Source organism: Capnocytophaga canis (genome assembly GCF_043187445.1).
GTDB classification, from domain to species: Bacteria; Bacteroidota; Bacteroidia; order Flavobacteriales; family Flavobacteriaceae; genus Capnocytophaga; species Capnocytophaga canis.
In genome coordinates this window covers 221,938-241,966 of the sequence record NZ_CP171121.1, presented here as the reverse complement: position 1 = coordinate 241,966, position 20,029 = coordinate 221,938, and the positions used below count along the sequence as shown (strand labels likewise).

Annotated in this window: 22 protein-coding genes and 2 tRNA genes; 16 read left to right on the top strand and 8 right to left on the bottom strand. The window is 34.8% G+C overall.

Going from position 1 to position 20,029, the window contains the following annotated elements:
• Positions 1-55: 55 nt before the first annotated feature.
• The 9 genes from ACF3OB_RS01085 to ACF3OB_RS01045 all read left to right on the top strand — a co-directional run bounded on the left by ACF3OB_RS01085 (position 56) and on the right by ACF3OB_RS01045 (position 5,997).
• The gene (locus tag ACF3OB_RS01085) at positions 56-577 is read left to right on the top strand and encodes a hypothetical protein (RefSeq protein WP_392447972.1); all 522 of its coding nucleotides are present in this window, start codon (positions 56-58) and stop codon (positions 575-577) included.
• Positions 578-586: 9 nt separating this feature from the next.
• On the top strand, positions 587-1,219 hold the full coding sequence (locus ACF3OB_RS01080) for a hypothetical protein (protein ID WP_172918073.1): 633 nt from the start codon (positions 587-589) through the stop codon (positions 1,217-1,219).
• A complete protein-coding gene (locus ACF3OB_RS01075) occupies positions 1,219-2,652 on the top strand; it encodes a hypothetical protein (RefSeq protein WP_392447970.1) in 1,434 nt (477 codons plus the stop codon). The genes ACF3OB_RS01080 and ACF3OB_RS01075 overlap by 1 nt, the downstream gene beginning before the upstream one ends.
• A gap of 67 nt (positions 2,653-2,719) precedes the next feature.
• On the top strand, positions 2,720-3,229 hold the full coding sequence (locus tag ACF3OB_RS01070) for a hypothetical protein (RefSeq protein ID WP_392447968.1): 510 nt from the start codon (positions 2,720-2,722) through the stop codon (positions 3,227-3,229).
• Positions 3,230-3,259: 30 nt separating this feature from the next.
• The gene (locus ACF3OB_RS01065; protein ID WP_212895424.1) at positions 3,260-3,733 is read left to right on the top strand and encodes a hypothetical protein; all 474 of its coding nucleotides are present in this window, start codon (positions 3,260-3,262) and stop codon (positions 3,731-3,733) included.
• Between the two features lie 64 nt (positions 3,734-3,797).
• Positions 3,798-4,247, top strand: a complete 450-nt coding sequence (locus ACF3OB_RS01060; RefSeq protein WP_212895425.1) for an N-acetylmuramoyl-L-alanine amidase — start codon at positions 3,798-3,800, stop codon at positions 4,245-4,247.
• Positions 4,248-4,259: 12 nt separating this feature from the next.
• Complete coding sequence (locus tag ACF3OB_RS01055) at positions 4,260-4,496, top strand: hypothetical protein (RefSeq protein ID WP_212895656.1); 237 nt, start codon at positions 4,260-4,262, stop codon at positions 4,494-4,496.
• A gap of 222 nt (positions 4,497-4,718) precedes the next feature.
• Positions 4,719-5,237, top strand: coding sequence for a hypothetical protein (locus ACF3OB_RS01050; RefSeq protein ID WP_392447965.1), 519 nt, complete (start codon positions 4,719-4,721; stop codon positions 5,235-5,237).
• A 541-nt stretch (positions 5,238-5,778) separates the two neighbouring features.
• Positions 5,779-5,997: a hypothetical protein gene (locus ACF3OB_RS01045; RefSeq protein WP_172920015.1), complete on the top strand. Its 219-nt coding sequence runs from the start codon at positions 5,779-5,781 to the stop codon at positions 5,995-5,997.
• Positions 5,998-6,024: 27 nt separating this feature from the next.
• On the opposite strand, the gene ACF3OB_RS01040 is transcribed toward ACF3OB_RS01045, so the two are convergent.
• The 3 genes from ACF3OB_RS01040 to ACF3OB_RS01030 form a co-directional block, all read right to left on the bottom strand.
• Positions 6,025-7,188, bottom strand: a complete 1,164-nt coding sequence (locus ACF3OB_RS01040) for a tyrosine-type recombinase/integrase (RefSeq protein WP_392447962.1) — start codon at positions 7,186-7,188, stop codon at positions 6,025-6,027.
• A gap of 114 nt (positions 7,189-7,302) precedes the next feature.
• A tRNA-Arg gene (locus tag ACF3OB_RS01035) sits at positions 7,303-7,376 on the bottom strand.
• A gap of 10 nt (positions 7,377-7,386) precedes the next feature.
• A complete protein-coding gene (locus ACF3OB_RS01030; protein WP_392447960.1) occupies positions 7,387-7,836 on the bottom strand; it encodes a GatB/YqeY domain-containing protein in 450 nt (149 codons plus the stop codon).
• A gap of 127 nt (positions 7,837-7,963) precedes the next feature.
• On the opposite strand from ACF3OB_RS01030, the gene ACF3OB_RS01025 reads away from it, so the two are divergent.
• The 7 genes from ACF3OB_RS01025 (at position 7,964) to ACF3OB_RS00995 (ending at position 16,164) form a co-directional block, all read left to right on the top strand.
• Positions 7,964-8,635 carry a GDSL-type esterase/lipase family protein gene (locus ACF3OB_RS01025; RefSeq protein ID WP_052458234.1) on the top strand — a complete coding sequence of 224 codons (672 nt, stop codon included), beginning with the start codon at positions 7,964-7,966 and terminating at the stop codon, positions 8,633-8,635.
• A gap of 101 nt (positions 8,636-8,736) precedes the next feature.
• Positions 8,737-9,003 (top strand): hypothetical protein, encoded by a 267-nt coding sequence (locus ACF3OB_RS01020; protein ID WP_042009014.1) that lies wholly within the window; start codon positions 8,737-8,739, stop codon positions 9,001-9,003.
• 60 nt (positions 9,004-9,063) lie between these two features.
• Positions 9,064-9,137 (top strand) — tRNA-Thr (locus ACF3OB_RS01015).
• A 79-nt stretch (positions 9,138-9,216) separates the two neighbouring features.
• Complete coding sequence (locus ACF3OB_RS01010; RefSeq protein ID WP_392447958.1) at positions 9,217-11,343, top strand: Tex family protein; 2,127 nt, start codon at positions 9,217-9,219, stop codon at positions 11,341-11,343.
• Between the two features lie 434 nt (positions 11,344-11,777).
• Positions 11,778-13,670 carry a ribosomal protection-like ABC-F family protein gene (gene abc-f, locus ACF3OB_RS01005; protein WP_172920065.1) on the top strand — a complete coding sequence of 631 codons (1,893 nt, stop codon included), beginning with the start codon at positions 11,778-11,780 and terminating at the stop codon, positions 13,668-13,670.
• 81 nt (positions 13,671-13,751) lie between these two features.
• Entirely contained in the window at positions 13,752-14,306 is a 555-nt protein-coding gene (locus ACF3OB_RS01000) for an RNA polymerase sigma factor (RefSeq protein ID WP_042345139.1), read from the top strand.
• Between the two features lie 64 nt (positions 14,307-14,370).
• Positions 14,371-16,164: an AMP-dependent synthetase/ligase gene (locus tag ACF3OB_RS00995; protein WP_392448734.1), complete on the top strand. Its 1,794-nt coding sequence runs from the start codon at positions 14,371-14,373 to the stop codon at positions 16,162-16,164.
• Positions 16,165-16,213: 49 nt separating this feature from the next.
• Here the strand turns inward: ACF3OB_RS00995 and ACF3OB_RS00990 are convergent, their stop codons facing one another.
• The 5 genes from ACF3OB_RS00990 to ACF3OB_RS00970 form a co-directional block, all read right to left on the bottom strand.
• Complete coding sequence (locus tag ACF3OB_RS00990) at positions 16,214-17,416, bottom strand: IS256 family transposase (protein ID WP_392420596.1); 1,203 nt, start codon at positions 17,414-17,416, stop codon at positions 16,214-16,216.
• Positions 17,417-17,859: 443 nt separating this feature from the next.
• A complete protein-coding gene (locus tag ACF3OB_RS00985; protein ID WP_392447955.1) occupies positions 17,860-18,459 on the bottom strand; it encodes a hypothetical protein in 600 nt (199 codons plus the stop codon).
• Between the two features lies 1 nt (position 18,460).
• On the bottom strand, positions 18,461-19,051 hold the full coding sequence (locus ACF3OB_RS00980) for a hypothetical protein (RefSeq protein ID WP_172920073.1): 591 nt from the start codon (positions 19,049-19,051) through the stop codon (positions 18,461-18,463).
• A gap of 91 nt (positions 19,052-19,142) precedes the next feature.
• Positions 19,143-19,754: a hypothetical protein gene (locus ACF3OB_RS00975; protein ID WP_172920074.1), complete on the bottom strand. Its 612-nt coding sequence runs from the start codon at positions 19,752-19,754 to the stop codon at positions 19,143-19,145.
• A gap of 1 nt (position 19,755) precedes the next feature.
• Entirely contained in the window at positions 19,756-20,019 is a 264-nt protein-coding gene (locus ACF3OB_RS00970) for a hypothetical protein (RefSeq protein WP_392447952.1), read from the bottom strand.
• Between the last annotated feature and the right edge of the window lie 10 nt (positions 20,020-20,029).

The following is a 20,029-nucleotide window of genomic DNA, read 5'->3' as shown; positions in this document are numbered from 1 at the left end:
AAGTATAAAACCGTAATTCGTAATTAATCGTAATTCGTAATTAAAAACTAATCTCATGAACCTGCTCATCAATAAACAAGACATAGAGAAGTATTTTCAAATTTCGATGCACCGAAAGGAAGCTGATGTAGAGCGATTTGTTCGAGAAGCACAATTATTTGATTTAAAACCCAAGATTTGTGACCCTTTTTTTGTTGATTTAACCGATGAGAACGCCTCAACAGATTATTCTAAGTTATTGGATGGAGGATATTACATTTACGATAACAAAAACTACTATTTTGAAGGGTTGAAAGCCTGTTTGTGTTACTTTTTTCACGCTCGTTATGTGGTAAAATCGCATCAAAAAGACACCGCAACGGGATTGGTAATGAAAGATAATTCAAATAGCAATGCTGTTTCAAATTCAGAAAAAAAAGATATTCAACGATTAAATCAACAAGACGCTAATAGATTGTGGGAAGATTGTTTGCTTTTTCTTCAAAGAAATAAAGAAAATTATCCGTTATTCTCGCAATGTGAACAAGATTGCAAAGAATATATGCCTAAAAGTAAATTAAAGTTTAAATTATTTTAAAATATAGAAATGAAATGTCCGTACGGAATATCCGAAGATGTTATTTATGACTTCTGTACCCCGCCAAGTGCAGGTATAGAGCGGGATATTTTATTGATAAATTGGGACGACATCGACAGAAATGCTACCTTATTTAACGAAACCAAGACGAGAATACGCAAGTTCAGACTAAAAGAGGGCAAAAGAGCCTATCTATTCAGAGGTTTTAAAAAATTATTCAAACCCTCTTCAAAGCCTATTATTGACGACTTAGGCAATGGATTTCAGCACAGTATAAATATCCGTATATTTAAGTCAACGGAGGAAAACTTACATCAAATTTACAAAGCAGTTTCCAAAGGATTGTTTGTGGCTATAGTTGAAACCAAAGATAAAGGCGACTTAGGGCGATTAGCTTACGAAGTGCTTGGATATGATTGCGGAATGCAAATAACGTCAAGTGAGGGGAAAAACTATAACGACCACAATGGGGCATATTTATTGAGTTTTCTAACACCAAAAAATCAAAAAGAACCCAGACCACTTTACAAATGGTTGGAAGATGATTACAGCGTAACAAAACATAAATTCGACAAAAGATTACGTACCGACCCTAACGATTTTCAAATATTTGACCGAACTTTTGATAAAACCTTTGAATAATGGCAACTGTAACTGAATTAAATCAAATTATAAATTTAATAAAATATGAAACCCAAAACGAGGGCAATACCAAAGAGCGTGTTGCACGAGCTTTAGAGCTGTTGAGAGACCTTGACGTGTGGGTAAAAGCTCAAGCAGGCAAAACCCTATCCTCCAACGACTTTACGAACGACTATAAACAAAAAATAGAGAGTTTGCAAAATGTAAACATCTCGGGCAAACTCGACAAAGGTACGTACACAGGCAACGCCAAAGATTTAGAGAACCTCATAAACACCAAAGTTGCCCAAGAGCCTGGCAAAGGACTTATTTCCGATAGCGAGAAAACCGACATCGCTGAGAACAAGAAGAAACGAGTCGTAGATTTTACCATTACAGGCGATGTTGATAAGATTTTTACATTGATATACAATGATGGTTCTACCAAAGCGAAGAATTTTACCGACATTGTTGGTCAAGCATCAGCGGACGTGATGCTTAACTCTTTGAACTTCAACAAAGACTCGGGCATTTTAACGGGCGTACGCTCCGATGGGCAACAAATCACGGTAGACCTGAACGGGCGATTTGCTTTGTTAAACCACTCCCACGCTTGGAACGACATCACAGGCAAACCTGCAACATTCCCGCCGTCAAGCCACACGCACGTAGTCAATTGGAATGACGTGCAAAATAAACCCGACCTATCGCAGTTGGGAGCGAAGCCTGTGATTAAAGTTACTGTAGATACAATATATAGCATAAAAGACAAGATAGGAACAACTACTTCTGGAGATTATGTTCCTCAAGAAGGAGATGAATTATTGGTTGAATTTACTAAAGGATGTGTTGTGAGTAGTCCAACACTCAATATTGACGGGAGTGGTGCTAAAAATATAAAACTTGGAGGTAGAAATGTAAGCTCTGTTACATTAACTGTAGAAACCAATTCAACAGGTAGTGCAAGATATGTACGCATGTGGTACGATGGAACTAATTATCAACTATATGGGGCATCATTCAACAATGTTTATTCATCTATGCCACAAAGTCATTTGGAAAATATAAATAGTAATACAGCATATTTAGTAAGTGGAAAAATATTAGCATGGGTCAGAAACTGGGCGAACATCATCGACAAACCCGATTTTGATACCATTTTACTCAAAATCACAGGCAACATCAATACGGAAGATTTGATTAACAATGTGCCTCAGAAAGGCAAAACCATTGTCACGCAAGGAACGGCTAATATCGTTGTTACTATCAATTCCGAAGATGGTTTTGTAGCGTCCTACCAAAAGGCAGGTACAGGAAATATCACGTTCCAAGCAGGAAGCGGTAAAACGTTAGTTCAAGTGGATGGCACCAACGTTATCAATGGAGTAAAAGGAAGCACGGCAACGGTCACTGTTGTAGGAAATGAAATCCTGTTAAGAGTAAGCAACGTGTGATGATTGGGCTATTAGCTATAAGCTATTGGCTATAAGCAATTGTTAATTATTAATTGTTAATTGAAAAATGAATGCAACGCAATTTTGGCAGTGGGGGCTTTCAAAAAAGAGACAGCCACAGAACGAGCCTTACATAGAGCCTGAACCTTTTGAGATGCGTCCTTTTCATTTTTTTATGCACACTTCCGCTGAGAGTGAAGAGTTCTACTTAAGAGGATACTCTCCTGCTAACTTTTCCCATGATGCGACAAACATGGCTCAGTTCATAGAAGTGTTCATTTTTCCTACTCAAATTGAAATATTTGAACAAGAAGGAGAGGCGTCAATGGCGGGAGGGCAAAGTTTTTGGGTGATGGTTGAAAGTTCTCCGACAACCTACGCTTTTAAAATAGACACTTCGTCAGGGAGCAGGTTCATACTAAAACTACCCGAAACATTAGTAATAACTGATATTTTCGGAGCTATAGGTGTAATTGAAACATATGTTCATCAAGACCCTTTTTTTAGTTCCCGTATAGGTGTAATGTTCTCAGGGCCTCTGTTGCAAGGCGTTCATTTTCTAACAACAGCACCTTAAACATTGAACCTTAAACCTTAAACTTTAAACATGGAAAAAATTTTTGTAACCTTTTGGATAGTTTTCGGCATTTACATGCTTGTAATGATAGCCATTTTAGCCGACTTGTGGAGTGGAATCCGTAAGGCAAAACAGATGAACGTTGCCCGAACTTCCTACGGCTATCGCAGGACGATAACCAAAATCGCTCAGTATTACAACGTGTTGATAGCTCTAACAGTGGTCGATGCAATGCAGATGTCTGCCGTGTGGTATGCCGAGCAGTATTACGAGTATAAAATAATCTTGTTCCCATTCGTTACCTTAATTGGAGGCGTGGCTTTTTGTTTAATTGAAATCAAATCGATTTATGAAAAAGCCGAAGACAAAGTACGATTAGACAACGCAGGGCAACTCGTGGGCAAAATTATTACCAATCGGGATGATATTAGCGAAATTGTTAAATCCGTTGTGGAATATATGAACAAGGAACAAGAGGCAAGGAACAAGGATAAAGGCAGTTAGCAAATAGCAAATAGCCTCGAATCTTTTAATCTTTTAATCTTTTAATTTTTTAATCTTAAAAAAAATGAAACTAAAGAAAAGCAAACGCACGATTAAATACATTGTTGTCCACTGCACGGCAACGCCTGAGGGCAGAGAACATACCGCACAAGACATTGACCGATGGCATAAGCAACGTGGTTGGCGTGGCATTGGCTACAACTATGTCATTCGACTTGATGGAATGATAGAACTCGGTCGAGACGTTGACGAAGTTCCTGCCCACGTGGTTGGTAACAACAAAAGTAGTATTGGAGTTGTGTATGTCGGCGGGGTATCCTCCTCCAACCCATCCGAAGGAGGGGGGAAACCGAAAGATACGAGAACACAACGCCAAAAGCAAAGTATGCTCTATTTGCTCAAAGAATTAAAAAAACTATATCCTAATGCTCAAATATTGGGACATCGTGATTTTAAAGGAGTGAATAAAGCGTGTCCTTCATTTGACGCAAAAGAGGAATATAAAAACATTTAAAATCAATATATTATGACAGAAATTCAAAAAATCAAACAATTGAGAAAGGATGGAGACGATTTAATTCAACGAATTAAAGAGTTACCTTCATCAAGAGAAAATTCACTTGCCATTACAAAAATTCAAGAAGCTGTAATGTGGCTCGGTCAGGAATTGGGGCGAAGACGTGAGGAAAATCCATATCCGAGCAGTAAAGACCCAAGCACAGGCGACCACATTGAGCCTACTGCTGATGGTTTAAAGAATTAACTTATCAATAAGGAAAATAAGTACAACACTTATTTTCCTTTTCTTCTAAAAAATAAAATATATGAAACGATTACAACTATTTTTTAAACGGATATTTTCCTTTGTTTGGAGAAAAAATGCGAGGAAATCGAAAAATCACGCTATTTCAAGCGTTGAGAAAAGATATGTAGAAGTAAAATGCAAACGCAGACGTTATTGGAAGCCAAAGAAATATGTTTTGATATGAAAAAGATTGTATGGCTGATAGCTGTTAGCTTATTGCTGATAGCTTGTAAGAGTAAGAGGATAACCACGAATCAAGAAACCGAACGCTTAAAGGTTGAATTTCAGCGTAAATTAGATAGTTTAGGACATACTTTTGAAGAGTACGCAAAAGAAAGCCAAAAGCAAAAACTATCCGAAAACAAACGTATTGAACTCCGTGCGTTGGATAGTACCAAACCGCTCATTTACAGCCGAAAAGAAAACGGAATTTTAGTAGAAGAAATTAACCTTTCAGGAGGAGTTTTGGTGCAAAGTACGATACAAGACAAGCAAAACATCCACGAGAAAGAAACGCAATCACGCAAAAGCGAGGCAAATGTGCAATTTTCCGAAAATGGAAAATCTATCAGCCAAAAAGAGAGATTTCAGAAAGAAAAACACGTAAAAGGTTGGGATTTTTCGTTTTGGGCGTGGTTGTGGCTCATCATTATTTTGCTGTTGCTGTTCTTGGCATGGCGGTTGAAGTTTTTTGGGTAGAGCAAATCCAAATGGTAACGAAATGTAACCAGTTGAAAAAAGTGATGAAAATTTTCAGCAAAATAGTGATAATTGATAAAAAGGTAATAAAAGAGTGATGAAACTTTTCATCACTTTTTTATTGGTTGTATTCTATTTTCTGAAAATAATAATCCTTGTTAAATTCCGACTGAAAAAAATCCTTTTTTTTAAAAAATCTGTAATAATAGTCGTATTGTCGAATGTTCTTTAAATCTTTGGGAAGACATAGTAAAAAGTCTTTCAGATTACTTTCACAAAGAACAACACGCCCATTTTTTATTAAAAAATACAACGTTTTTACATTTACATTCATATTATACATTTTTGTTTTTTTTGCAAATATATAAAAAATATTTTGAAAGCAAATACTGTTAGTTTTATATTGGTAATCAATTATCTATAAACTATTTTCAAAAAAGACAAACAAATATTTTGATGAAAATTTGGTAGTTCAAAATATATGTTCTATATTTGCACCATAGAAATAAACAAAGTCTAACAAATAAAAAAAATAAAAATCATGTACACAGGTAATATAACATTAAAAGTAGCAGAGTTAAAAAGAGGGTTCGCAATCGTAAGCGGTTATAACATTCTTAGAAAGTTTAAAACTGAGAGAGAAGCTCTAAAAGAGATAGAAAACAACGGCAGTTTGTATGAATATTGGGCAAAATCTGCAAGTTCAAACGTAATCAACAGTTGCAGAAGCGGTCAAACGATAGTAAGAATCATAGATTAGTAATAAAACTCGGATAACCTCCGAGTTTTATATTTTTATATCCAACTTTTTAAGCTGTTCACGTTCTTTTTTCTTTTTGTTTACTTGATAAATAGCGGTTGTGTTTTGATTTGTATGTGAAGCTAACAGCATAGCCGTTTCACTATCCAAACTATCTAACATATAGTGTTTTAAAGCGTAAAAATCTGCCTCTATACCTAATTTATTTTTGACGTGTCTTTTCCAATATCGAGTAACAGTTTCAGACATAACAGGCTTCCTATTGGGTTTGAATCCTATTCCAAATAGGTAATCATCATCTGATTTGCATTCCCTGATTATGTCCTTCCAAAAGTCCACAGCGGGGTTAAGGATAACCTTTGTGCAGGGGGTGTATTGGCTTCCTTTTTCTAAAAAAATAGTAAACTCCTGCTGTTCTACATCAACATTTTTCTTTTGTAACCGAAAAAGCTCTGTACTTCTTGCTCCTGAATACAGAAAAATCATCATATATCGAAAAAAAATAGGGTGATTTTCTTTCAAATAAATTTTAACAGTCTCTAATTCCGCTTTTTCGAGGATTAAACGTTGAGGTTTTACAACTTTTTTAGGATAAATATCTCTTGTTATGTTACTTTCACAGCATTCGTACTCAATAAGTTCACGATATAAAGCTGAAACATAGATAACGAATTTATTATAATATTTATCGGGGAGTTGCAACCAGTCAAGCATTCGCTTCAAGTCTACCCTTCTTAAATCTTTTATTTTGATGTTTTGCATTTCGAGAGCTTCTGATGCTTTTTCAATGCGATTGATAGCACAACTGATATCATACAGGTGTCTTTTATTACCTTTTTTTTGTGATAATGCTCTGTTGAACGCTTCAATAAAGGGTAAGTCAGGATGAAGTCCTTCTTTTTGAACACAAGGATATTTTTTTAGGATTGGATTAAATCCTTCATCAAGTTGCTCAGGCAGTTTTTTTAATAGAAAGGAAATAACAGCCTTACGTTCTTCAACCGTTTTAGGCTTGTTCACTCGCTTTCGGTAAGGGAATCCTTTGGGATACTTTTTTTGAAAACGAGGGTCAAAAAAAGCACATTGAATGTACCATTCCTTTTCTAAATCCTTTTTTGTGGCTTTTTGCCAATTTTTAGGGTGTACCCAAAACTCAGAGTAACTGCACCCGTCAATAGTTTTTGTAGTCATATCTGTAATTATTTTTATCTTGCCGTTTACCTTGCCGATAAAAAACAATTACAAACGAAAATCTTCACTTATAAATTAATGTAACTCTTTGAGTGGAAGTGAGTTACTTTCTTGTGACCGCGGAGGGATTCGAACCCCCAACCCTCAGAGCCGAAATCTGATATTCTATCCAGTTGAACTACGCAGCCTTTTTATTTTTTATGATAATAATTTCTTCACAATTGTTGATACGACTCTGTTATCAGCTTTTCCTGCCAACTCTGTCGAGGCAACTGCCATCACTTTGCCCATATCTTTCATGCCCGAAGCTCCTGTTTCTGAGATGATTTTTTTAATGATAGCTTCAATCTCTTCTTCAGAAGGAAGTTCTGGTAAAAAACGTTCAATTATCTTAATTTGAGCTAATTCAGGTTCGGCTAAATCGTTACGCCCTTGAGAAGCGTACAGGGTAGCACTGTCTCTACGCTGTTTTATCAATTTCTGAAGCAAAACAAGCTCCTGACTTTCAGATAGCTCCTCAGAAGCTCCCGATTCCGTCTTAGCTAATAAAATAGCAGACTTGATTGCTCGTAACGATTCCAAAGCTACGCTGTCCTTAGATTTCATAGCGTCTTTCAACGCCTCCATTACTTTTGTTTGTAAACTCATAAAGACCGTTTTTTAGAGTTGCAAAGGTACATCTTTTTTCTGAACTACAAAATATTTTAATAAAGTTATTCGGTATGTTTTTTATTTTGTAGCTTTGCGGACTAATCTTTAGAATGTTATTAGTTGTATGAAAGAAAGTATTATTACCTTTATTTTATTTTTTGTTGTCTTCCAATTTTATGCACAGTACAAAGATAGTATCTATCATCGTGACGCGATATGGCGAGAAACTATTCGCAGTTTTGAAAAAGAAGACCAACGAAAACCTCCTCGTTCCAATCCCATCTTATTTATTGGTAGCTCATCTATTACTAACTGGAAGAACCTACACATTTATTTTCCCGATAAAAATGTACTGAATCGTGGTTTTGGAGGCTCTGAATTGCGAGATGTAATTTTCTATTTCAATCGGATAGTAACTCCTTATCGTCCATCACAAATTGTTCTTTATGAAGGAGATAACGACATTACTTTTGGACAAACGGCAGAGCAATTTTTGGATGATATCAAAACCTTTGTCCGTTTGGTGGAAATACATTTACCCGGTACTCCTATCATAATTTTATCAATTAAAAAATCTAAAGCACGTAGTCATTTTTCCATAGAGTTTGATAAAGCTAATGCACTTCTTTATCAATTTGCACAAACTAAACGTATCGTACAGTTTGTGGATGTTGCTCAGATTCTTTTTGACGAAAACGGGAATATTAAGGATGATTGTTTTGAAAGTGATAACTTACATATCAATACCCGAGGTTATTGGTTGTGGACAGATATTTTAAAAAATTATTTGAAATAATTAGTTATGTAATGGGCAGTTTTAGCCATCTTTTGATAAACGGAAAAAGAATTTTGTAATTACGGCATATTATCGTATCTTTGCCCCAAATATAATTAGATATGGCAAGTATTAGAAATTTAAAGAAGGATGTCAACTATGTTTTTGGTGATATCATAGATGCAGTTTTGCATTGGGAATATGCAACAGATAATACCGAATCACAAAAAGGTTCAGAGCTCATCAAAGAAATTATAAGTACTTATGACGGAGTAATGGATAAAATTTCTGATAAGAAAGTGGAGAACAGAGCAGTTCACTTAAAGCAAGTTAGAAAAGAGTTTGAACAAAAAGCGGGTGAGTTTATTGTAAAGTTAAATCAATTGTAATTTTTTTTCAAAAAGATTTGCAGATTTAAAAAAAAGTTTTACCTTTGCAACCGCAAAATCGCCGATATAGCTCAGTTGGCCAGAGCACGTGATTTGTAATCTCGGGGTCGTGGGTTCGAATCCCTCTATCGGCTCAGAACGAGGCTATCCATAAAAGGGTAGCCTTTTTCGTTTTTATGATATACTTCAGTTCATTAAACATATTTTATCACGATGACAAACATTCAGTACATTCAAAATCAAAATGCAACTTTACAAGCTAACCAAATTCAAAATACTTTGCAACTACTTGCGGAAGGGTGTACCATTCCTTTTATTGCTCGTTATCGAAAGGATAAAACTCAGAATTTGGATGAACTGAGTATTGAGCAAATTGCTAAATCACAAACTGATTATGAGAATATTATTAAACGAAAGGAAACTATCCTTAGTGCCGTTGAGCAACAAGGCAAACTTACGGATGAACTCAAAAATAAAATAGCCAGTTGTTTTGTTATCACCGAATTGGAAGATTTGTACTTACCTTATAAGAAACGGAAGAAAACACGAGCTGATTTAGCAAAAGAGAAAGGATTAGAACCCTTGGCTAAAATTATTATGTCTCAACGAGTGAGTGATTTACAACATGCGGCTTCAAAATATATTACTAAAGATGTTTCCGATGAAAAAGAGGCTTTACAAGGAGCATCTGATATTATAGCCGAGTGGATTAGCGAACATATTTTTATTCGAAAGACTTTACGGCGTATGTTCCAACGTAAATCTACCATCGTTTCACAAGTCATTAAAACTAAGGAAGACGAGCAAGAGGCTCAAAAGTTCAATATGTATTTCGACTGGCAAGAGAATTTGATGAAAGCACCTTCGCACCGATTGTTGGCAATACTTCGGGCTGAAAACGAGGGATTCATACGATTGAAAGTAGAAATAGATACTGAAGAAGCTCTCGAATTTATAGAAAAAACAATTATTAATTCCAAGGGAGAAGTGGCTGATTTTCTCAAAGATACTATCACTGACAGTTACAAAAGATTGTTAGCTCCTTCCATTGCCAATGAAACATTACAAGAGGCTAAAGAACAGGCGGATGCAAAAGCAATCAGTATTTTTGCTGAAAATTTAAAGCAATTGTTATTAGCTTCTCCTTTGGGTGAAAAACGTATTTTAGCCATAGACCCAGGATTTAGAACCGGGTGTAAAGTTGTTTGTTTAGACGAGAAAGGTGATTTGCTTTATAACGAAACTATTTTCCCGCATCCTCCTCAAAAGGAGTTACACATTGCAAGTAAGAAAATTAAGTCATTAGTTAATTCTTATAAAATAGAAGCTATTGCCATCGGTAACGGAACGGCTTCTCGCGAAACAGAATTGTTCATCAAACAAATAGGGTTCGACCGACCTGTACAAGTGTTTGTTGTGAATGAAGCAGGAGCATCGGTATATTCCGCATCTAAAATTGCACGAGAAGAATTCCCGAATTATGATGTTACAGTACGAGGAGCGGTTTCTATCGGAAGACGTTTAGCCGACCCTTTGGCGGAATTAGTGAAAATTGAACCCAAGGCAATCGGAGTAGGGCAGTATCAACACGATGTTAACCAAAGTAAGCTTAAAGAAGAATTGGACAATGTGGTTGTTCGTTGTGTCAACTCTGTAGGTGTAAACCTCAATACAGCAGGAAAGGCGTTGTTGTCTTATATTTCTGGAGTAGGAGAGAAGATGGCAGAAAACATAGTTACCTATCGTTCAGAAAATGGAACCTTTACTCAGCGTAAAGATTTATTGAAAGTTCCTCGATTAGGGGAAAAGGTTTATCAACAAGCAGTAGCTTTTTTACGAATCCATGAAGGTAAAAATCCGTTGGATAATTCTGCCGTTCATCCTGAAGCCTATCCCATAGTAGAAAAAATGGCGACAGACTTGGGACTTTCTTCCGAAAAATTAATCGGAAATAAGGAGGCTATTGCCAAGATTGATATACAAAAATACATTACCGAAGAAATTGGAGTTATTTATTTGAAAGATATACTCAAAGAACTGGAAAAACCTGGTATAGATCCTCGAAAATCAGCAAAAATATTTGAATTCGACCCGAATGTAAAGTCTTTTAATGATGTTAAGGTAGGAATGATTCTCCCTGGGATAGTCAACAATATTACTGCATTCGGTTGCTTTGTAGATATAGGTATTAAAGAAAGTGGATTGATTCATATTTCCCAACTTAAGGATGGGTACGTTTCAGATGTAAACGAGGTGGTTAAAATGCATCAGCATCTTTCGGTAAAAGTAGTTGAAGTAGATGAACAGCGTAAACGCATAGGATTGAGTTTAATTTTTTAGATTTTCAATTTACTCCATTTGAATTATTGATAATTAATATAAAACTCAAAATTTACGCCGTTTGAGAAAGTAACCCATACTACCAGAAATAGTCAATCACAATGAAGTTAAAGTGCAAGATACAGAAAGGACTATAACAAGATGCCTATCCGAAAAATACTGTCATTGTCCAGGTAGAGCTTATTTTGAGTTTGATTAATGATCAGTAAATTTGTTCTCAAAATACTTTTGTTATACGGGTAAAATCCAAACTTATTTTGTAACTAAATGACATTTAGGGATTTTTAGGTACAAAAATGTTTCATAACGTATCGTTTTTTTATTATTTAAAAATCTGAGACGATTCATTCTAATTAATTTTTAAGAGCTTTTTTATACGTCAATTTTTTTTATCTTTGCATTCACTGAAAGATAACTATTTAACAAAAACTACTATGTTGAATGTCCATGATTTATCTGTCTCATTTCAAGGAGAATATTTATTTGAAGAGGTAGCTTTTATGCTCAATGCAGGTGACCGCGTAGGGCTTATAGGCAAGAACGGTGCAGGAAAATCTACTCTATTGAAATTATTAGCCAAAGAGATGAAGCCTGATTCGGGGATTATTGCAACAGACAGAGATGTTAATATTGGTTTTCTAAAACAAGATATTGATTTTGAAGAAGGTAGGACGATTTTAGAAGAAGCCTACCAAGCCTTTGATGAAATCAAGGAACTTGAACTGCGAATGGATGAAATTCATCGCGAAATGGGAAGCAGGACAGATTATGAAAGCCAAAGTTACCACGATTTGGTGGATACGCTCAGCGAAATAACACACCGCTATGACATCATTGGAGGATATAATTACCAAGGAGAAACGGAAAAAGTACTCATTGGATTAGGATTTCAACGAGCTGATTTTCATAAGAAAACAGACACTTTTTCAGGAGGATGGCGTATGCGTATTGAACTCGCAAAGCTATTACTTCAAAATAATGATATTTTACTACTTGATGAGCCTACCAACCACTTGGACATAGAATCGATTATTTGGTTGGAGCAATTCCTGACCTCATACACAGGAGCAGTAGTCATTGTCTCGCACGATAAAATGTTTCTTGATAACGTAACGAACAGAACCATAGAGATTTCTGTTGGAAAGATTTACGATTATCCGAAGCCTTATTCTCAATTTTTAGAACTTCGCCAAGAAATCAGAGAACAGCAACTTGCATCACAAAAAAATCAAGAAAAGAAAATACAACAGACTGAAAAACTGATTGAAAAATTTCGAGCAAAAGCCACTAAGGCCTCTATGGCTCAGTCACTTATAAAAAAATTAGACAAAATTGAACGCATCGAAGTTGATCAGGAAGATAATTCCGTGATGAACATTCGGTTTCCAATGTCCGTAACCCCAGGTAAAGTAGTTCTGGAAGTTCAGGATGTATCCAAAAGCTATGGTGACAAACAAGTGTTACAACATATTGATTTACTGATAGAAAGAGGAAGTAAAATTGCATTTGTAGGGCAAAATGGGCAAGGAAAAACAACCTTAGCAAAGATGATTGTCAGCGAAATACCTTTTGAAGGAAATATCAAATTGGGACATAATGTACAGTTAGGGTATTTTGCTCAGAATCAGTCTTCTTATTTAGATGGTGAGATGACCATTCTCGATACAATGTTTCATGCAGCTAATGATTCTAATAGGATGAAAATCAGAGATATATTAGGGTCATTTTTATTTCGCGGTGATGATGTAGAAAAAAAAGTAAAAGTACTTTCAGGAGGTGAACGCAACCGATTGGCATTGGCGAAAATGTTACTTTCAGATTTTAATGTACTGGTAATGGATGAACCAACTAACCATTTGGATATCAAATCAAAAAATGTATTAAAACAAGCCCTGCAAAACTTTGAAGGGACGCTCATCATAGTTTCACACGACCGTGACTTTTTGCAAGGATTGACCGACAAAGTGTATGAATTTAAGAATAAAAAAATAAAAGAATATTTAGGAGATATTGATTTTTACTTAGAACAACGGGCTGTTAGTAATTTTCGAGAGATTGAACAAAGTAAGGAGAATACACCAATTGAAAAACCGAATGCTCAAGTCAAAATATCATTCGAGCAACAAAAACAGCAGAAAACACTACAAAATAAACTCAACAAAATCGAAAATGCAATTACTGAACTTGAAAATGAGCTAAAAGCAATGACAAATCAAATGGGAGAATCCTTGCAGAGTCAAGAATTTTATGCTCTTTACGAATCAAAAAAAGCCGATTTGGATCAATTGATGTTTGATTGGGAGGTTTTACAGGAGCAGTTAGGGTAGGGGAATGCAAATCCAAATTGACAGATTTATTAAGAAGCAAATAACTGTTGAATGTTTTTAAAATCATAAATAAAAATTGAAATGGCATTATTGGAACAAAAAATAAAAGAAGCCAAAACTGGTAATCAAAAGGCGTTCAGTTACTTACTGGATGTTTTCTGGTCTGAGGTCTATGCATTTCAGTTGAAACGAACCGATAATGAAAACGATGCCGAAGACATTACCATACAAGCATTTTCAAAGGCATTCGATCGCATTGAAACTTATGATGAAAACCTTTCATTCAAAACCTGGTTGATTGCTATTTCAAAGAACATACATGTGGATATGATTCGTAGTCGCCAAAATAGTACTCGAAATACGACTTCCTCGGAGGATAATGAGGCCAAAACTATCGCAGACGAATCACCAACCATTGAAGACCAACTAATCACAGAACAAAGTCTCAACCATTTACTAACAACCATAAAGCAATTAAAAGAACCTTATAGAACAGTGATTCAACTGCGATATTTGAATGAAAAATCTTATAAAGAAATAGCTAAAATAATGAATATTTCATTGAGCAATGTAAAAGTTACTTTGCTGAGAGCTAAAAAGATACTTGCAGAATTATTAAAAAATAACTTTTCATAGTGTTTCACCGTTGTGTATTTGCTATGAAATACATATATTTGCTTTTCACAGATCAAAAATGGAAATGAATTTATTACCGTATCACTATGTTTCCGTATTTCAAGAGAATGTTAAAAAATACGGTTCAAAAAAAGCTTTAGGAAGCAAACCTGATCAAAATTGGACAACCATTTCATGGCAAAATTTTGGAGAATTAACCGAAAAAGTGGCAAATGCTTTGCTTTCTTTCCAAATAAAACCACAAGAAACCATTGGGATTTTTGCACAAAATATGCCTCAATGGACAATTACAGATATTGGAGCTTTGTTTATCAGAGCTGTCCCCGTTCCTATTTATGCTACAAATACTTCAGAACAAGCTCTTTATGTTATAAATCACGCTGAAATAAAGATACTCTTCGTAGGAGATCAGGAACAATACGACAAAGTCCTACAGGTTGCCGATAAGTGTCCTTCATTGCAAAAAATTGTAGTTTTCAAAGAAAATGTTGCGTTGAAAGAATCGAAATTTTCAATGTCATGGCAAGATTTTTTAGCTTTAGGAGCAGAGAAAAAATATCAGGAAGAGCTTCAAAAACGTATTGATGATAAAAAATTAAGTGATTTATTTACAATTATATACACTTCTGGAACAACTGGAGAACCCAAAGGAGTAATGCTTGACTACGAAAATTTGGCTTATCAATTAATTGGACATGATAACAAATTAAAACTCTCCAACAACGATGAATCGTTGGCTTTTTTGCCTCTGTCTCATGTGTTTGAAAGAGCGTGGACATACTATTGTTTGTATAAAGGTGCGACAGTTTATTATTTAGAAAATACCAATAACATTAAAACTGCCCTCATGGAGGTTAAACCTACTGTAATGTGTGCTGTTCCAAGATTTTATGAAAAAATATTTGCCACAGTTCACGATATGGTAGCAAAATCATCGTTCATCAAACGTGGAATTTTCGCCTTTGCAGTGAAAAGTGGTCGGAAAATGTTCGAAACCAAACAACGCAATCAAAAACCTTCGTGGATTCTACAAAAATCGGTGCAACTATCAGAAAAGTTAGTTTTTGCTAAATTTAAAAAATCCTTAGGAGGACGTATCCGTTTCATGCCTTGCGGTGGAGCAAACTTAGAACCTAGCATCGGTCGGTTTTTCCATTCTATCGGCATTAATGTCAAGTTGGGTTACGGAATGACGGAAACCTTAGCTACGGTTTCGTGTTGGGATGACTCCAGTTTCAATTTCAAATCGGTAGGAAGTTTAATGCCAAATACTGAGGTGAAAATCGGAGAAAACAACGAAATTTTGGTTAAAGGAGGCATGGTGATGCGTGGTTACTATAAAAATCCAGAAGAAACTGAAAAAGCCTTTACCTCAGATGGATTTTTAAAAACGGGCGATGCAGGAAATTTGGATGCTGAAAATAATGTTTTCATCACTGATCGCATCAAGGAATTGATGAAAACTTCTAATGGGAAATATATTGCTCCCCAACATATTGAAGGAAAAATCGGTAAGTACAATCTTATTGACCAAATTGCTATCATTGCAGACGGTAAAAAATTCGTTTCTGCATTGATTGTACCTAATTTTGAGATACTTACGCAGATGATTGAAGATCTGAATGTTAAGTATAAAAATACTTCTGAATTAATTAAAAATGTACAAGTACTTGATTTTATAAATAGACAAATCCAACGTTTTCAAAAAGATTTACCCGATTATGAACAAATAAAGAAGTTTACATTGCTTCCAAACTCTTTTTCGATTGAAAAAAATGAAATTACACCTACGTTGAAACTCAAACGCAAAGTAATTTATGTGAATTACCAACGTGAGATTGAAGCTATGTATAAATAATAGACACTATCCCTCTAAGTGTGTAAGTTAAAAAGTTGGGGTTAAGTTTTTATAGTTTGAGTCTTTGTGCAAATATAAGCATAAATTGGTTCAAGACAATCCCCCAATTTTGGATAGGCATACTCCACTTTTTGGTAGCTTCTCTCAAAGCCAAGAAAACGGACTTTTGCACAGCTTCGTCTGTTGGGAAAGACAGCTTGTTTTTGGTGTATTTCCGAATCTTACCATTCAGATTCTCAATAAGATTGGTTGTGTAAATAATTTTTCTTATCTCTAACGGAAAATCGAAAAATACGGTCAATTCGTCCCAATTGTCATACCAAGATTTGATAGCATAGCCGTATTTTGACTCCCATTTTTGGGCAAAATCCTCCAAAGCAACCTTGGCAGCTTCCTTGTTAGGGGCAGTATAAATGTGTTTCATATCGGCTGTAAATTCTTTTCTGTCTTTGTAAACCACATACTTACAAGCATTCCTAATCTGATGAACCACACATATTTGCGTTTGTGATTGGGGAAAAACCGTGCGAATGGTTTGCGTAAATCCGTTTAAATTATCGGTGGCAGTAATGAGAATATCTTCCACTCCACGAGCCTTTAAATCAGTGAGAACGCTCATCCAAAAGGCGGAACTTTCATTCTTTCCGAGCCACATTCCTAAAACTTCCTTTTTTCCCTCTCGATTCAAGCCCACAGCAAGGTAAATGGTTTTGTTGACAACTTTTGAGTTCTCACGAACTTTAAAAACGATGCCGTCCATCCAAACAATCAGATACAGCTCGTCCAACGGGCGGTTCTGCCAAGCGACCATTTCATTGGTAACCGCATTGGTAATCCTTGATATTGTGGAAGTTGATACTTCAAAGCCGTACATTTCTTGGATTTGTTCTTCGATGTCGCTCACGCTCATTCCTTTGGCATAGAACGATACGATGATGTTCTCCAAACCATCGATAACGTTCTTGCGTTTAGGAACTAACATTGGGTTAAAACTACCGTCTCTATCTCTGGGAACTTGGATTTGTTCCTCTCCAAAGGAAGTTTTTATCTTCTTGGAAGTGTGTCCGTTACGATAATTCCCGTCTTTGGTTTTGTCGTGTTTTTCGTTGTCCAAGTGAACGTCGAGTTCGGCATTGAGCATATGTTCCACCGCTTTTTTGTGGAGTTCCTTAAAGAAACCTGTCAAGTCCTCAGCAGTCTTAAATGACTTGTAAAATTCTTTGTTGTTAAGCAATTCTTCCTTGTTAATCATATCTGTTTAAATTATGGGTTAAAAATAGTCAAAAAGTTATTACCGAAATTTTTTTTGAGCTTTTAAGGGCTCAAAAAATTTCAGAATAACTTTTTAACTTACACAGATTATGGGATACTCCCAAATAATATTTTATTCATATAAAATAAAGGCTGTCCGATAAGTTTCAGACAGCCTTTGTTTGTTTTTCCTTTATATTTTTAACTCAAAAGAAGACAGTAAAAATATTTTTCCGATAATTGGGTAATGTCTGAAAAATAGTTGGCGTTTTTTTTACAAATAAACCCGTAATCAGACAAATTTTAGATCTCATACCTGCACAGCTTAGATTCAACCATCAAGTGCAAATTTTTATGCCACGAATTAAAAAAATAAATTATTAGGATTTAACTATGCTTGTGCAAAACTTACACAGGAACAGAAAATTAGTGTGATTAATGGTTTCATTCTTCTTCAATTGTACTTATTAAAACGTCAACTTCGTAGCAAGGAATGTAATCTTTTTCTAAATCAGAGGAGAAAACGATAAAGATATTATTATGTGTTGTATCTCTGTATTTTCCACCACTTAAATGTCGATAGATGTATTGCGAATGATTTGTCCTTATTTTGTTGATAAATTCCTTTCGATTGTATATTTTCCACTGTTTTTGTGCATCTTGAAAAATTGCTACATTTCCCTTTCTTTTAAAACTTTCAAACATCGGATTGGAAAGAAGCAAAATGTAACCTCCATAAGTTTCATTTTCTTCCCCTTTATAGTAATCAAAACGAAAAGATACTTGCCAATTTTCACTTTGGTTTATATAATAAGCGATGTAATAATTAGCATTTTTCCCGTTATCAAAAAGAAGCTCTACATTCTGATGTTCTTTATAATAACTGGTTTTTAATGTGTAATTTTCTTCTCCCTTGATATTGCGAGTTTCTGTTTTTTGGATACCATCTTTATCGTCAATTACCAAAAATAAGGAGCTTGGGTTAATTTGTGCCGTCACAAAGTTTGAACAAACACAAAAAATTAATGTTACTATTGTTTTCATTTTAATCACAATATTCTACAATACTACTTATTAAAACATCAACCTCATAGCAAGGAATGTAATCTTTTTCTAAATCGGAGGTAAACACTATAAACACATTGCTTCGATATACTCCTTTCGCATACGAAGCTCTCTTGTCATAATACTCATATTTTCTGTAAAATGGTCCGATGGTATTAAGGTCTATTTTTGACCATAATGTTTCCAAATAGTTTGCATAATATCTCTCTCTTGCGATTTCTTCAAACCGTTCCTTTGGAAGCATTAAAATAAAATTATTAATTGTGCCTCCGTTTGCATAATGATTAAAACTAAATGAAATTTGCCAATTTTTAGGTTCGTTTACGTAAAAATATTTGTAAATTTTATTAGTCTTACCACTTTCATAGATTAGCTCTATTTCTCGATGTTCTTTGTAAATGTTTGTTTTCTCAATACAAGATCCATCTTTATCATTCCCTTTTAATTTTCTACTCTCTGTTTTTTGCACACCGTCTTTATTATCAATGATGATAAAAAGATGGTTTGTAGCTATTTGGGCAAATGACTTGAAAGCGAACAAAAATAGTGCTATAATTAACTTGTTTCTCATTATTTGTAGTTTTAGTTTTTCTGTGCTCGTGCAAGTTTTGTACAAGCACAGAAAATGGATTGTAGGATTAAATACCTCATTACCTTCTATTCTAAAAATTACCATTGTCCTCAACAACATCATTATGTGCTTCAATATCCATAGTATAGACATTCAATTCATAACAAGGGATATAGTCTTTGTTTAAGTCAGAAGAAAAAACCATAAAAACATTACTTCTAAAACTTCTTCCATCAAAAACAGGCATCTGAAAAAAGTACTGATAGTTCCTAAAAAACATCGAAAATGAATTTTGGGTAAGCGTTTCCCATATTGTTTCCATTTCTGAGATATTTTTTACCCTATCCGTTTCTTTGTATAAATCAAACATTTGTTTAGGCAAAAGAAGTATGTAATTATTATGTTTACTTTCTTCTGCATTCAAATGAGAAAGTGTTACTCCCCAAATTTCTTTATTTCGATATTGATATGAGAAAGACGTACTTTTTCGTTTAGTTTTTCTATCAAACTCTTTTATTTCCTGATGATATTTGTAATGATGAGTGGTTCTTTGAAAATCACTTCGTTCATTTTTAATGTCTTCTCTTTCGGTTTTTATAATTCCATCTTTGTTATCAAATACCAAAAATAAATTATTAGGATTTAACTGTGCTTGTGCAAAATTTACACAAGCACAGAAAATTAGTGTTAGAATTAGTTTCATTTTAATCACAATATTCTTCAATTGTACTTATTAAAACATCCACTTCGTAGCAAGGAATGTAATCTTTTTCTAAATCAGAGGTAAACACTATAAACACATTGCTTCGATATACTCCTTTCGCATACGAAGCTCTCTTGTCATAATACTCATATTTTCTGTAAAATGGTCCGATGGTATTAAGTTCTATTTTTGACCATAATGTTTCCAAATAGTTTGCATAATATCTCTCTCTTGCGATTTCTTCAAACCGTTCCTTTGGAAGCATTAAAATAAAA

What these genes read in the sequence shown, in the direction of transcription:
- ACF3OB_RS01085 (WP_392447972.1), top strand. Translation starts at nt 56, where the DNA reads ATGAACCTGCTCATCAATAAACAAGACATAGAGAAGTATTTTCAAATT.
- ACF3OB_RS01055 (WP_212895656.1), top strand. Translation starts at nt 4,260, where the DNA reads ATGACAGAAATTCAAAAAATCAAACAATTGAGAAAGGATGGAGACGAT.
- ACF3OB_RS01030 (WP_392447960.1), bottom strand. Translation starts at nt 7,836, where the DNA reads ATGAGTTTACAAACAAAAGTAATGGAGGCGTTGAAAGACGCTATGAAA.
- ACF3OB_RS01060 (WP_212895425.1), top strand. Translation starts at nt 3,798, where the DNA reads ATGAAACTAAAGAAAAGCAAACGCACGATTAAATACATTGTTGTCCAC.
- ACF3OB_RS00970 (WP_392447952.1), bottom strand. Translation starts at nt 20,019, where the DNA reads ATGCTTCCAAAGGAACGGTTTGAAGAAATCGCAAGAGAGAGATATTAT.
- ACF3OB_RS01070 (WP_392447968.1), top strand. Translation starts at nt 2,720, where the DNA reads ATGAATGCAACGCAATTTTGGCAGTGGGGGCTTTCAAAAAAGAGACAG.
- ACF3OB_RS01050 (WP_392447965.1), top strand. Translation starts at nt 4,719, where the DNA reads ATGAAAAAGATTGTATGGCTGATAGCTGTTAGCTTATTGCTGATAGCT.
- ACF3OB_RS01080 (WP_172918073.1), top strand. Translation starts at nt 587, where the DNA reads ATGAAATGTCCGTACGGAATATCCGAAGATGTTATTTATGACTTCTGT.
- ACF3OB_RS01000 (WP_042345139.1), top strand. Translation starts at nt 13,752, where the DNA reads ATGGCATTATTGGAACAAAAAATAAAAGAAGCCAAAACTGGTAATCAA.
- ACF3OB_RS00975 (WP_172920074.1), bottom strand. Translation starts at nt 19,754, where the DNA reads ATGAAACTAATTCTAACACTAATTTTCTGTGCTTGTGTAAATTTTGCA.
- ACF3OB_RS01065 (WP_212895424.1), top strand. Translation starts at nt 3,260, where the DNA reads ATGGAAAAAATTTTTGTAACCTTTTGGATAGTTTTCGGCATTTACATG.
- ACF3OB_RS01075 (WP_392447970.1), top strand. Translation starts at nt 1,219, where the DNA reads ATGGCAACTGTAACTGAATTAAATCAAATTATAAATTTAATAAAATAT.
- ACF3OB_RS01040 (WP_392447962.1), bottom strand. Translation starts at nt 7,188, where the DNA reads ATGACTACAAAAACTATTGACGGGTGCAGTTACTCTGAGTTTTGGGTA.
- ACF3OB_RS00980 (WP_172920073.1), bottom strand. Translation starts at nt 19,051, where the DNA reads ATGAGAAACAAGTTAATTATAGCACTATTTTTGTTCGCTTTCAAGTCA.
- ACF3OB_RS01010 (WP_392447958.1), top strand. Translation starts at nt 9,217, where the DNA reads ATGACAAACATTCAGTACATTCAAAATCAAAATGCAACTTTACAAGCT.
- ACF3OB_RS01025 (WP_052458234.1), top strand. Translation starts at nt 7,964, where the DNA reads ATGAAAGAAAGTATTATTACCTTTATTTTATTTTTTGTTGTCTTCCAA.
- ACF3OB_RS00995 (WP_392448734.1), top strand. Translation starts at nt 14,371, where the DNA reads ATGAATTTATTACCGTATCACTATGTTTCCGTATTTCAAGAGAATGTT.
- ACF3OB_RS01045 (WP_172920015.1), top strand. Translation starts at nt 5,779, where the DNA reads ATGTACACAGGTAATATAACATTAAAAGTAGCAGAGTTAAAAAGAGGG.
- ACF3OB_RS00990 (WP_392420596.1), bottom strand. Translation starts at nt 17,416, where the DNA reads ATGATTAACAAGGAAGAATTGCTTAACAACAAAGAATTTTACAAGTCA.
- abc-f (WP_172920065.1), top strand. Translation starts at nt 11,778, where the DNA reads ATGTTGAATGTCCATGATTTATCTGTCTCATTTCAAGGAGAATATTTA.
- ACF3OB_RS01020 (WP_042009014.1), top strand. Translation starts at nt 8,737, where the DNA reads ATGGCAAGTATTAGAAATTTAAAGAAGGATGTCAACTATGTTTTTGGT.
- ACF3OB_RS00985 (WP_392447955.1), bottom strand. Translation starts at nt 18,459, where the DNA reads ATGAAAACAATAGTAACATTAATTTTTTGTGTTTGTTCAAACTTTGTG.